Consider the following 12,377-nt stretch of genomic DNA (forward strand, 5'->3'; position numbering starts at 1 on the left):
CCTGCTTTCATCGCCGAAATTCGTCCGTCGTACAGGTCTCGGTACGGCCCGCACGCACGATTGTTAAGACTAACCCAGTCTGCCAAGGCCGTTTCCGGGTCCAGCCCCGCTCAGTGGGCCAAGAATCGCCGCTCTTTACGCCATCGCAAAGGTCTCTAGGATCGGTGCAATGGAGTTCTACGGCGAGAAACCGCAGGTCGACCTCACCTATTCGGACGTGTTCCTCGTTCCGCGCCACTCGGCGATCACGAGCCGCCTCGACGTCGACCTCGCCCCTGCCGACGGCACACCCGCGACCCTGCCGCTCGTGTCCGCGAACATGAACTCCGTGACCGGGGCGCGGCTGGCGGCCACGCTCGCGCGACGGGGTGGACTGGGCGTCCTGCCGCAGGATCTGCCGCTGCAGGAGCTCGACGCGGCGATCCGCTGGGTCAAGGGGCAGCCGGTGCCGTGGGACACGCCGCTGGTGCTGCCCTCGTCGGCGACCGTCGCCGACGCCGCCCGGCTCCTGCCGGCCACCGAGGGACACGGGATCGTCGTCAGCGACGCGCCCGCCGGTCGCGTGCACATCGACGACGTCCTGGGTGTGGTGCCCGCCCGCAGGCTGGGGTCGGCCCTGCCCGATGCGCGCCTGGGCGACCTCGCCCGCGGACATGCGGCGTCGATCGACGCCGACGACGTCGACGACGCACGGCACGCCTTCGATCTCATCGTCGACGCGGACGCCGAGACGGTGTGCGTGCTGCATCACGGTTTCGTCGTCGGCACACTGTCGCGCCGCAGTGCGCTGCGCACCACGCTCTACCGGCCCGCGGTCGACGCGTCGGGGCGCCTCGCGGTCGCCGCGGCGGTGGGTATCAACGGCGATGTGGCCGCAAAGGCCCGTGCGCTCGTGGCGGCCGGTGTGGACGTCCTCGTCGTCGACACCGCGCACGGACATCAGGACGGCATGCTCCGGGCCCTCCGCGCGGTGTCGGCCGAGGACCTCGGTGTGCCCATCGTCGCCGGCAACATCGTCACCGCTGACGGTGTCGCAGACCTCATCGACGCGGGCGCGACGATTCTCAAGGTCGGCGTCGGTCCCGGTGCGATGTGCACCACCCGGATGATGACGGCGGTCGGTCGCCCGCAATTCTCGGCCGTCCTCGAGACCGCCGAGGCCGCGCGGGCTCGCGGCGCGCACGTCTGGGCCGACGGCGGGGTGCGCTACCCCCGCGATGTCGCTCTGGCGCTCGCGGCCGGGGCAGCCTCGGTCATGATCGGCTCCTGGTTCGCGGGCACCATCGAAGCCCCGGGGGAGTTGCTGCGGGATGATGCGGGCCGGGCGTACAAGGAGTCGTGGGGCATGGCATCGACCAAGGCGGTGCAGGAGCGCTTCGGGCGGCTCGATCCCTATCAGCGAGCACGCAAGGAACTCTTCGCCGAGGGCATCTCGTCATCGAAGATCTACCTCGACCCCCTCCGCCCCGGCCTCGAGGACCTTCTCGACATGATCACCTCCGGCGTGCGGTCGTCCTTCACCTACGCGGGCGCGCATACCGTGGCTCAGTTCCACGAGCGCGCCCGCGTGGGGCTGCAGTCCGCCGCCGGCTATGAGGAGGGCAAGGCGCTTCCTGTCAGCTGGTGATGCGGTCGGCAGCGAGGCTCTTCAGAGCGGGTACTGACCCGGCTCCCGTCGGATCGTGATCCAGCGGGTCTCGGTGAACGCGTCGATGTTCGCCTGCGCGCCGCCGTGACGCGACCCGGTTCCCGAGGCGCCGACGCCGCCGAACGGGGCGTTGGCCTCGTCGTTCACGGTCTGATCGTTCACGTGCACGATCCCCGAGGGGATGCGCTGCGCCATCTCCCACCCGGCCATCGCGTCGGCGGTGACGATGCCGAGCGACAGTCCGTACTCGGTGTCGGCGGCGAGGGCGACAGCCTCTTCGTCGGTCGCGAACGACACCACTGACGCGACCGGGCCGAAGACCTCGTCGCAGTAGGCGGCGGCGTCCTTCGGCGGATTCGCGAGCACCGTCGGGCGGTAGAAGAGGTCGTCGTAGGTGCCACCCGCGGCCAGGGTCGCTCCCTGCGCGACGGCGTCCTGGACGAGCGTGTGCACGCGGTCGCGCTGGACCTCGTCGATGAGGGGGCCCAAGTGCACCTGCCCCGCCGCGGGATCGCCGACGACCATCGACTCGGCCTTGGCCGCGAGCTTCTCCACGTACGCGTCGAAGAGCGACTCGTGCACGATGTGCCGGCCCACGGTCATGCAGATCTGACCCTGGTGGAGGAAGGCTCCCCAGGTGGCGAGGTTGACCGCTTGGTCGACATCGGCGTCCTCGCGGATCACGAAGGCGGAATTGCCGCCGAGCTCGAGGTGCGCGCGGGTGAGGTGGCGTCCGGCGAGTTCGCCCACCGCGCGCCCGGCGCGCGTGGAGCCGGTGAATGCCACGACCCGCACGCGCGGGTCGGCGACCATCGCCTCGCCCACCTCTGCACCGCCGGGCACCAGCTGGAGCAGTCCCTTCGGAAGGCCCGCCTCTTCGAAGATGCGCACCATGCTGACCCCGCCGGTGATGACGGTGCGGGGGTCGGGTTTGAGCAGCACGGCGTTGCCGAGGGCGAGCGCGGGGGCGACGGCGCGGATGCCGAGGATCAGCGGCACATTGAAGGGTGAGATGACCCCGACCACGCCCACCGGAACCTGCTGCGCCAGGGACAGCCGAGGCTCCTCGCTGGCGAGGATCGAGCCGAGGGGCGCCGAGGGGAGGGAGGCCGCCTCGTAGCACTCCGCTGCCGTCACGTGCAGGGCGAAGCCGGCGAGAGGCGGGATGGCGCCGACCTCGCGGACGTTCCAGCCCATGATCTCCTCGGCGTGATGCTCCCACAGCTGTCCTGCCTTGCGAAGGACGCCGGCTCGCACCGGGTGCGGGGTCGCCGCCCACTCGCGCTGCGCGCGTGCGGCACCCTCGGCCGCCTTCGCGACATCGGCGGGGCCCGCCATCCCGACCATCGCGAGCGTGTCGCCGGTCGCGGGCTCGACCGAGGCGATCTGTCCTCCCTCGCCCGGCACCCACGCGCCGTCGATGTGGATGAGCCCTGCGAAGACATCAGGGTCGATCAGGGTGGTGGTGGCGGAATCGGTGACGGTCGACATCGTTGTTCCTTCGTCGGTCGGTGGACGGGGTCCACAGATGGATTCGCATGAATGCGTCGGGGGGAAGGATACGGCGGTCACGGCTCGCGCGGCCGGCGGGTTCCCACTCACCGGTACCCCGGTCCGCCAGCGCGGCCGCACGCGTCCTGCCGTAGACTTCTCGGCGAAATGGACGACCCTCCCAGTTGTAGACCCTGGCCCCACCGCCCTGCCCCCACGCTGATCGGGGGTGACGCGTGATGGATTACGTCATGTTGGGCGTGGGGCTCCTGCTGACCGTCGGCACCGGGCTGTTCGTCGCGAGCGAGTTCGCGCTGGTCAACCTCGACCGTGCCGACCTCGAGGCCCGCCGGGAGGCGGGGGAGTCGCGGTTGTCGCTGACCATCAGCGCGCTGCGCATCACCTCCACGCACCTCTCCAGCGCCCAGCTGGGCATCACCCTGACGACGCTGCTGACCGGCTACACGATGGAGCCCGCCATCTCCAACCTGCTGCGTCCGGTTCTGGTCGGCTGGGGATGGCCCGAGGGCGTGGTCGTGGCGTTGTCCTCGATCATCGGCGTCTCGATCGCCACGGTGTTCTCGATGATCATCGGCGAGCTCGTCCCGAAGAACTTCGCGTTGGCCGTCCCGCGCCAGACCGCCAAACTCGTGATGCCTTTCCAGGTGGCCTTCACCACCGTTTTCCGCCCCGCCATCCGGCTCCTCAACGGCAGCGCCAACGCTGTTCTCCGAGGCCTGGGCATCGAGCCCAAGGAAGAGCTGTCGGGCGCGCGCACGGCCGAAGAGCTGTCGAGTCTCGTCCGTCGTTCGGCCAGCGCCGGGGTCTTGGAGAAAGACACCGCCAGTCTGCTCGACCGGAGCCTGAACTTCGCCCGGCTCACCGCGGCCGACGTGATGACGCCGCGCCCCAGCATCCATGCCCTGTCGTCCTCCGAGAATGCGGACGATGTCATCCAGCTCGCGCGTCGGACGGGTCACTCGCGATTTCCCGTGACGGGGGAGTCGATGGACGACATCACCGGCATCGTGCACTTGAAGGCTGCCATCGGCGTGCCGCGGGAGCGGCGAGCCGACGTGCCGGCGGCGGCGCTGGCGAGCGAGGTCCTGCGCGTGCCTGAAGCGGTGCACCTCGACGCCCTCGTCTCGGAGCTGCGGGCGCGGGGCTATCAGATGGCGGTCGTCGTCGACGAGTACGGCGGCACCGCGGGCGTGGTCACCCTCGAAGACCTCGTGGAGGAGATCGTCGGCGAGGTGCTCGACGAGCACGACCGCCGCCGCGCCGGCATCGTGCGGGGGAGCGGCTACGTGAGCTTCCCCGGCGAACTGCGCCCCGACGAGGTGCGCGACCGCACCGGCATCCGCATCCCCGAGGGAGACGTGTACGACACCGTGGGCGGATTCATCATGAGCGTCCTCGAGCGCATCCCCGCCGTCGGCGACACCGTGAGCATCGAGGACGGCGACCTGGAGGTGCAGCGGATGGACGGCCGCCGCGTCGACCGGGTGCGCTTCACCCCGGCGGTCGTCGCCGCCCACACCGAGGCGGGGGGTGAGGGCCGATGAGCGATTGGGCCGGAATCGCCTGGCTGGTCGTGCTGCTCCTGGGCAACGCGTTCTTCGTAGGCGCCGAGTTCGCCGTGATCTCGGCGCGGCGCTCGCAGATCGAGCCGCTGGCCGAGAAGGGCGTGCGCGCTGCTCGCACCGCCCTGTACGCCATGGAGCACGCGACCCTGATGCTCGCGACCTCGCAGCTGGGCATCACCATCTGTTCGCTGTTGATCCTGAACGTCTCCGAACCCGCCATCCACCACTTGCTCGAAGAGCCGCTGGCGCTCACGGGTCTGCCCGAGGGGCTCGTCGACGCGATCGCCTTCGCCATCGCGCTGGTGCTGGTGTCGTACCTGCACGTCGTCTTCGGAGAGATGGTGCCGAAGAACCTCGCCTTCTCGGTGCCCGACCGCGCGGTGCTGATGCTCGCGGCTCCGCTGGTGTGGGTGTCGAAGGTCTTCCACCCGGTGATCTTCACGCTCAACTGGATCGCCAACCACATCGTGCGGCTGTTCCGGGTGGAGCCGAAGGACGAGGCCGCGTCGACGTTCACGCTCGAGGAGGTCGCCACGATCGTCAACCAGTCGCGCATCGAGGGCGTGCTGGACGACTCGGCGGGGACGGTCGCGGCGGTGATGGAGTTCACCGACAAGAAGGCGAAAGACATCGCCGTGCCGCTGGCCGACCTGGTGACCCTTCCCGAGACCACGACGCCCGGCGACATCGAGCGGGCCGTCGCCCGGCACGGCTTCTCCCGGTACGTCATCGTCGGCGCCGACGGCGCCCCCGTGGGCTACGTGCACCTCAAAGACATCCTCCGGGTGGCCGAGGGGCCGGATGCCGCGGTGGACACCCCGATCCCGGCCAAGCGCATCCATCACATGGTGCCGGTGCAGGAGACCACCGACCTCGAGGACGCCCTCGCGCTCATGCGTCGCGACGGCCGCCACCTCGCCCAGGTGCGGGATCAGGGCGGAACCATCACCGCGGTCCTCTTCCTCGAGGACGTCATCGAGGAGCTCGTCGGCGAGGTGCAGGACGCGACGAGGCGCCGTCGCTGAGAGCCTGAGGCGGGTGACCGGGCGCCTGAGTAGGGTGACGGGATGAGCACCTGGGATCTGCCCGCCACCGCGGCCGAGCTGCACGCCCCCGCCGATAGCGACGACAAGTACCGGCGGGGCGTCCTCGGCATCCGCACCGGCTCGGACCAGTACCCCGGCGCTGCGGTGCTGGGCGTCGAAGCGGCGTGGCGGACGGGTGTCGGCATGGTCCGCTACCTCGGCCCCGACCGGCCCACCACGCTCGTCCTGCACCGCAGGCCCGAGACGGTCACCTCGGGCGGGCGCGTGCAAGCCTGGCTGATCGGGTCGGGAACGGATGCCGCGGCGAGGCCCCGCGGCGAGATGTCGGCGCTGCGCGACATCCTCTCCCGTCCCGAGCCGGTCGTCATCGACGCCGGCGCCCTCGACCTCGTCGCCGACGGCGCACGCGAGGGCGGGGTGCGGGTGCTGACCCCGCATGACCGGGAGCACGACAGGGTGCGGGAGGCTTTCGGGCTCGCCCCCCTCGGCCCCGACGCCGGAGACCGGCGCGTCGATGCAGCCGTGGAGACCGCGCACCGCACCGGTGCGGTCATGGTGCTCAAGGGCGCGCGCACGATCGTCGCCGAACCCGGGGGGTGGCACGTCGTGGTCGCACAGGAGGGCACCTCCTGGCTCGCGACCGCCGGAACCGGCGACGTGCTCGCCGGGATTCTCGGGGCGGTCGTGGCCGGCGCGGCGGCTCGCGAGGAGCGGGCGGGAAACGCCGGCGACGGCGCGGGCGCGGCTGAGCCGGGCCTGGTGCCGTGGGCGCGGCGCGCCGCCGCCGCGGTGTGGCTGCACCAGCGCGCGGGTGCGCGGGCAGCCGAGCGGGCTGGCGGCGGTGCGGGGCGGCGTGGCGGCCCCGTCACGGCGCTCGATGTGGCCGGCGCCCTGCCCGCCGTGGTCGCTGAAGCGCTCGCCGGCTGAGCCCGGCGCACATCCTTCGGCCAGACAGGGGATGGCGGGCACCGCGTCTTAGGATGGGCGCGTGTCGAAGCGGGCGGTGCTCTGGGTCGCGTTCGTGCTGGTGCACGTCGCGGTGGCGGTGCTCGGCTTCCTCCAGCCCAATCAGCCCATGGGCGACGTGTACATGGTCTACGAGCCGTGGGCGAGCCGTGCGGCGGCGGCCGACGGGGTCGTCGGGATCACCGAGACCTGGGTCTACCCCGCCCTGGCGCTGGCGCCGATCTTCGTCACCCACGTGCTCGCGCCGGTGTTCGGCTCATACCTCGTCGCCTGGCCCGTCGTCGTCACCGCCCTCGATGCCGCCGCCTTCGCGCTCCTCGTCGGGCGGGGCCGGTCGCAGGGCCGCACGGTGGCGGCCTGGTTCTGGCTGGTGTTCATCCTGGGGCTCGGTCCGGTGGGGATGTACCGACTGGACGCGATCACCGTGCCCCTGGCCGTCGCGGGCTGCCTCTGGCTTCTGACCAGACCCCGGCTGGCGGCGGTGCTCCTGGCCGCGGCGACCTGGATCAAGGTCTGGCCGGCGGCGCTGCTCGTGGCCGCCGTCATCGCGGTACGCCGTCGCCTCGCGCTCGTCGGCGGTGCCGCAGCGCTGTCGGCGCTGGTGATCGGGGTCGTCGTCGCCGTCGGCGGAGCCGCGCACCTCTTCGGCTTCGTCTTCGACCAGACCGAGCGGGGCCTGCAGGTCGAGGCGCCGGTCAGCGCCTTCTGGCTGTGGCGGGCCGTGGCGGGCTTCGCCGACTCCCGGGTGTTCTACGACGACGAGATCCTGACCTGGCAGGTGACGGGCCCCGGGGCAGCCGCGGTGAGCGATGCGATGACCGCCGTGATGGTGGCGGCTGTCGCTCTGGTGGCGGCGATCGGAGCGCTGCGCGTTCGCCGTGGCATCCCGTTCCTGCGGGTCTTCCCGGCTCTCGCGCTCAGCCTCGTGCTGGTCTTCATCGTGACAAACAAGGTCGGTTCGCCGCAGTACCTCACGTGGATCATCGCGCCCCTCGTCGTCGGGCTCGTCCTCGACCGTGACCGCTGGTGGTCGCCCGCCTGCCTGGCCCTTGTGAGCGCCGCCCTCACCCAGCTGATCTATCCGCTCTGGTACGACCGCGTGCTCGGTGGCGACCCGATCGCCGTCGGCGCGCTGACGCTGCGCAATGTCCTGCTCGTGGCGCTCCTGACGTGGAGCGTGACGCTGCTCGCGCGAACGCCCCGGCGCGTGCCGGCCCCTGCCGTCGTCGACGCCCTGGCCTGATCCGTCAACCGAAAGGACCCCATGCTCGTCGCCTTCTCCGTCGCTCCGAGCGGCACCGGCCGCTCCGACGGCTCCGTCCACGACGCCGTCGCCGCCGCCGTCCGGGTGGTGCGCAGCTCGGGGCTTGCGCACCGCACCACGTCGATGTTCACCGAGGTCGAGGGGGAGTGGGACGAGGTGATGGATGTCGTCAAGCGAGCCACCGAGGCGGTCCTGCCCTTCGGCTCGCGGGTGTCGCTCGTTCTCAAGGCCGACATCCGTCCGGGGCGCACGGGCGAGATCGAGGCCAAGATCGACCGCCTGGAGCGCGCGCTCGGCGAGGAATCCGACCCGCACGCAGAGGCGTGACCGGGTCGGCGACCCACGAGCCGGGGGCCTCCGCCGCGGCCGATCGGCTGGCCCGGGTGCTCGCCGACGCGGCGGGGCAGTCGCGCCCGCGCGCGGAGCGCGACGCCGGCGACCCCGATGTCCCTGTCGCCGGAACCGCGGTCCTGCTGCGCGACACGGCCCGCGGCGTGGAGGTGCTCATGCTCGAGCGCCCCGGTCAGGGATCCTTCGCCGGGGCGTGGGTGTTCCCCGGCGGCAAGGTCGAGCCCGGCGACGCCGGCGATGCGGGAGCGGACGACGAGGAAGCCACGGCTCGACGCGCTGCTGCGCGAGAGACCCGCGAGGAGGTGGGCCTCGAACTGCCAGGCGAGTCGCTGTCCACCGTGTCGCGATGGGACCCGCCTCCGGGCCTGCCGCTGCGAATCCGCACGTGGTTCTTCGTCGCCGATCTTCGGGGCGAGGCGGCCGGCGAGGTCGACGGCCTCGTCCTCGCCGACGGGGAGGTTGTGCGCGCCGAGTGGCTGCGTCCCGACGAGGCCCTCGCCGCGCACGGACGAGGGGAGCTCGTCCTGTACCCGCCCACCTGGGTGACCCTCCACGATCTCGCCGATGCGGCGAGCGCGGAGGAAGCGATGCAGAGAACGCGGATGACGGGGGTGCGTCGTTTCGACACCGTGGCCCGGCGGGGACCCGAGGGTCCGATCCTGCTCTGGGAGGGGGATGCGGAATACGACGCGCCCGGTGCGGGCGTCGCCCGTCATCGGCTGGAGATCGGCAGTCTTCCGTGGCGGTACCTGCGTCGCTAGGTGGCGAGCAGGCGCTCCAGGTGGAGCCCGACCGGTGAGGTCTCGATGAGGAACCCGTCATGGCCGAAGTCGCTGACGAGCTCCACCGCGCGGTCGCCGTCGATGTTGTGGCGGAGTCCGCGTGCGATGCGGTGCTGCCCGTCGACGGGGAAGAGGCGGTCGCTGTCGATCCCGAGCACGAGCGCGCGCGCCGTCACCCGTTCCAGGGCGCTTTCGACCCCGCCGCGGTCGCGGCCGATGTCGTGCGAGTTCATCGCCTCGACGAGGGTCAGGTAGCTGTTGGCGTCGAAGCGACGCGTGAACTTGTTGCCGTGGAAGTCGAGATAGCTCTCCACAGCGAAGCGCCCGCCGTGGCCGAGGGGGCTGACCCCCGACTGCCATGACCGCTGGAAGCGCTGATTCAACTCGGTCGGCGAGCGGTAGTTCAACAGCGCCATCCGTCGTGCCAGCGCGAGCCCTCGGTGGGGCCCGTCGCCGTCGCCGGCGTCGTAGTACTCCCCGCCCTGGAAGCGCGGATCGATCCGGATCGCCTCGAGCTGCACCGAGTTCAGGGCCACCTGGTCGGCGGTCGTGACCGGGGGAGCCGACAGCACCGCCATCCGTTCCACGCGCTCCGGATGCGAGACTGCCCATTCCAGCGCGTGCATGCCGCCCATGGAGCCGCCGATGACCGCTGCCCAGGTGTCGATCCCGAGCGCGTCGGCGAGCCGCACCTGGGCGGCGACCTGATCGCGCACGGTGAGGTAGGGGAAACGGGATGCCCACTCGTAGCCGTCGGGCGCGATGCTCGCCGGTCCCGTCGAGCCCTGACAGCCGCCCAGCATGTTCGGCGCGACCACGAACCAGCGGTCGGTGTCGACGGGCTTGCCCGGCCCGACGATGTCGTCCCACCAGCCGTCGGTGGGGTGCCCCGGGCCCGCCTCACCGGTGACGTGACTGTCGCCGGTGAGGGCGTGGAGGACCAGCACGGCGTTGTCGCGCGCCGGTGTGAGCTCGCCCCAGGTCTCGAAGGCGATGCGGATGCCGGGGAGCTCTGTTCCGCCCTCCGTGCGGAACGCGCCGAAGGCGGCGAACTGGCGTGCTCCGGCGGGGTCGCCGTCGCGCCAGGCGCCCGTGACGGGCGGGCGGCCGAGAAGCAGACGCGCGTCGGCCTCCGTCACCGGTGCGCTCGGCACCGTGTCTTCGGAGGTCTGCCAGTCCATGCCTGCCATTCTCGCCGCTGGGAAAGGTGGCCAGCGCTGTGTTACGACCCGGCTAGTGTGGGGCGGGGGGACGGACGTGAACACAGCTCAGGACGCGACGCGCCGAGAGATCATCGCGCAGTACGGCATCGTCGGGGAGCCCCCCGAGCCCGACCTCGAGGGTCTGGTGCAGCTGGCCGCGACCATCTCGGGAGTGTCGACCGCGGTGATCAACATCATCGATGATCGGCACCAGCATCAGATCGCCACCGTGGGGATCTCTCCCGCCGTCTGCGCACGAGAAGACTCGATGTGCGCGGTCGTCTTCGAGGGCGCCCAGCGGGTGGTCGTCAGTGACGCCCGTCGCGATGAGCGGTTCGCCGAGAATCCCTTCGTCACCGGCGACGTCGCGCGCATCAGGTTCTACGCCTCGAGTCCGCTGGTGACGCCGGGGGGAGTCGCGATCGGAACGCTGTGCGTCTTCGACGACGATCCCGGCGTGCTCACCGAGGAACAGGGCCACGCGCTCGATGTCCTCGCCCATCAGGTGGTCGACGTGCTGGAGCTGCGCAGACTTGCGCGCGAGCTCAAGCGATCCAACGAGGCGCTGGAGGGCTTCGCCCGCCAGGTCAGTCATGATCTGCGCAACCCCCTCACCGCGATCAGCGGTTTTCTCGAACTCGCCGTCGACAGTCCCGAGCTCGCCGAGGCGCCGGTTGCGGCCCGCGCGATCGAGAGGGCGGAGGCTGCGGCTCAGCGGATGTCCGAAATGCTGGATGACCTCCTCGCCTTCGCGCGCGTGGGTGGCGTCCCGCCCGCGACGGCGAGGGTCGATGTCGGCGAGCTCCTGGAGGAGATCCAGGACGATCTGCACTCGGCGCTCAGCGAGAGCGGTGCCCGCATCGATGTCACGGCGTCGGCCGACATCGAAGGAGACCGCACCATGCTCCGCGTGCTGGTGGAGAATCTCGTCGCCAACGCCGTGAAGTTCGCCAACGCCGCGGGCGGAAGGCCCCACGTCGACGTCCACGTGGAGCGATCGGCATCCGGCATCCGGCTCATCGTCGACGACGACGGACCCGGCATCCCGGAAGACGACAGGGAGCGGGTCTTCGGGCTGATGGAACGAGGCCGCAACGCCCTCGCTCCGGGACTGGGGATCGGACTGGCCACTTGCCGCCGCATCGCCGAAGCGCACGGCGGACAGATCGGCATCAGCGATTCCCCGCTCGGTGGCGCACGCGTGTGGGTGGTTCTGCCCGGATCTGACAGATTCGAGCCCGCCGCCGTCTGAGCGCACGATGATGGGAGCATGGCGCGCTTCCTTCTCATCGCCGCTTCGAGCGGCATCGGTCAGGCCACGGCGGAGATCCTCCGTGAGAGCGGACACGAGGTCGTCACGACCGCGCGCGGGGATGACACCATCACCCCCGACCACGTCGTCGACGCCACCGACTTCGCTGCTGTCGACGAGGTGTTCGCCGCAGCGGGTGACCTCGACGGCGTCGCCTGCTTCGCCGGATCGCTGCTGCTCAAGCCCGCGCATCTGACGACGGCCGAGGAGTACGACGAGGTGATCGCCGCATCGCTCACGACCGCCTTCGCGACGGTGCGGGGTGCGGGAAAGCACCTCAAACGCGGAGGATCGGTGGTGCTCGTGTCATCCGCGGCGGCTCTGCACGGAACGGCCAATCACGAGGCCATCGCCGCCGCGAAATCAGGGGTGGTCGGTCTTGCTCTCTCGTCCGCCGCGACCTACGCGTCGCGCAACCTGCGGGTGAACGCGGTCGCCCCGGGACTCACCGAGACGTCGCTGACGGCGTCGCTGACCGAGACCGAGGGGGCGCGGAAGGTGTCGGAGGCCATGCACGCCCTCGGGCGGCTGGGCAAGCCCGACGACGTCGCCCGAGCGGTGGCCTTCCTCCTCGACCCGGCGAACGACTGGATCACCGGGCAGGTGCTGGCCGTCGACGGAGGCCTCGCGCGGGTGCGCCCGCGCATGAAGGTCTGACCCGCGGCGCGCGCGATCCGCGACCGAAACGCGAAGCGCCCCGCGAACCCTGGTCGAGTTCGCAGGGCGCCT

At 71.2% G+C, this 12,377-nt stretch carries 11 protein-coding genes; 9 read left to right on the forward strand and 2 right to left on the reverse strand.

The features are described from left to right. Window positions 1-169 precede the first annotated feature (169 nt). The gene (gene guaB1, locus DT073_RS07195) at window positions 170-1,627 is read left to right on the forward strand and encodes a GMP reductase (protein ID WP_124292772.1); all 1,458 of its coding nucleotides are present in this window, start codon (window positions 170-172) and stop codon (window positions 1,625-1,627) included. A 21-nt stretch (window positions 1,628-1,648) separates the two neighbouring features. Here the strand turns inward: guaB1 and DT073_RS07200 are convergent, their stop codons facing one another. Continuing rightward, window positions 1,649-3,139, reverse strand: coding sequence for an aldehyde dehydrogenase family protein (locus tag DT073_RS07200; RefSeq protein WP_124292773.1), 1,491 nt, complete (start codon window positions 3,137-3,139; stop codon window positions 1,649-1,651). 239 nt (window positions 3,140-3,378) lie between these two features. Between DT073_RS07200 and DT073_RS07205 the strand changes: the two genes are divergently transcribed. From DT073_RS07205 to DT073_RS07230, 6 genes are all read left to right on the forward strand, one after another. Further along, a complete protein-coding gene (locus DT073_RS07205) occupies window positions 3,379-4,704 on the forward strand; it encodes a hemolysin family protein (protein ID WP_124292774.1) in 1,326 nt (441 codons plus the stop codon). Then, entirely contained in the window at window positions 4,701-5,750 is a 1,050-nt protein-coding gene (locus DT073_RS07210) for a hemolysin family protein (RefSeq protein WP_124292775.1), read from the forward strand. Before DT073_RS07205 ends, DT073_RS07210 begins: the two co-directional genes overlap by 4 nt. A 42-nt stretch (window positions 5,751-5,792) precedes the next feature. After that, window positions 5,793-6,698: an ADP-dependent NAD(P)H-hydrate dehydratase gene (locus tag DT073_RS07215; protein ID WP_124292776.1), complete on the forward strand. Its 906-nt coding sequence runs from the start codon at window positions 5,793-5,795 to the stop codon at window positions 6,696-6,698. A 61-nt stretch (window positions 6,699-6,759) separates the two neighbouring features. Beyond that, the gene (locus tag DT073_RS07220; protein WP_124292777.1) at window positions 6,760-7,980 is read left to right on the forward strand and encodes a glycosyltransferase 87 family protein; all 1,221 of its coding nucleotides are present in this window, start codon (window positions 6,760-6,762) and stop codon (window positions 7,978-7,980) included. 21 nt (window positions 7,981-8,001) lie between these two features. Then, the gene (locus DT073_RS07225; RefSeq protein ID WP_124292778.1) at window positions 8,002-8,328 is read left to right on the forward strand and encodes a thiamine-binding protein; all 327 of its coding nucleotides are present in this window, start codon (window positions 8,002-8,004) and stop codon (window positions 8,326-8,328) included. Then, a complete protein-coding gene (locus DT073_RS07230) occupies window positions 8,325-9,113 on the forward strand; it encodes an NUDIX domain-containing protein (protein ID WP_124292779.1) in 789 nt (262 codons plus the stop codon). The genes DT073_RS07225 and DT073_RS07230 overlap by 4 nt, the downstream gene beginning before the upstream one ends. On the opposite strand, the gene metX is transcribed toward DT073_RS07230, so the two are convergent. Then, complete coding sequence (gene metX, locus DT073_RS07235; protein ID WP_124292780.1) at window positions 9,110-10,315, reverse strand: homoserine O-acetyltransferase MetX; 1,206 nt, start codon at window positions 10,313-10,315, stop codon at window positions 9,110-9,112. The two genes, DT073_RS07230 and metX, sit on opposite strands and share 4 nt — an antisense overlap. 76 nt (window positions 10,316-10,391) lie before the next feature. Here metX and DT073_RS07240 point away from each other — a divergent pair, with 76 nt between their 5' ends. Then, window positions 10,392-11,588 carry a sensor histidine kinase gene (locus tag DT073_RS07240; RefSeq protein WP_240638802.1) on the forward strand — a complete coding sequence of 399 codons (1,197 nt, stop codon included), beginning with the start codon at window positions 10,392-10,394 and terminating at the stop codon, window positions 11,586-11,588. A gap of 18 nt (window positions 11,589-11,606) precedes the next feature. Next, window positions 11,607-12,305, forward strand: a complete 699-nt coding sequence (locus DT073_RS07245) for an SDR family NAD(P)-dependent oxidoreductase (protein ID WP_124292782.1) — start codon at window positions 11,607-11,609, stop codon at window positions 12,303-12,305. Window positions 12,306-12,377 lie beyond the last annotated feature (72 nt).

It is taken from the genome of Microbacterium sp. ABRD28 (assembly GCF_003850245.1).
Lineage (GTDB): Bacteria > Actinomycetota > Actinomycetes > Actinomycetales > Microbacteriaceae > Microbacterium.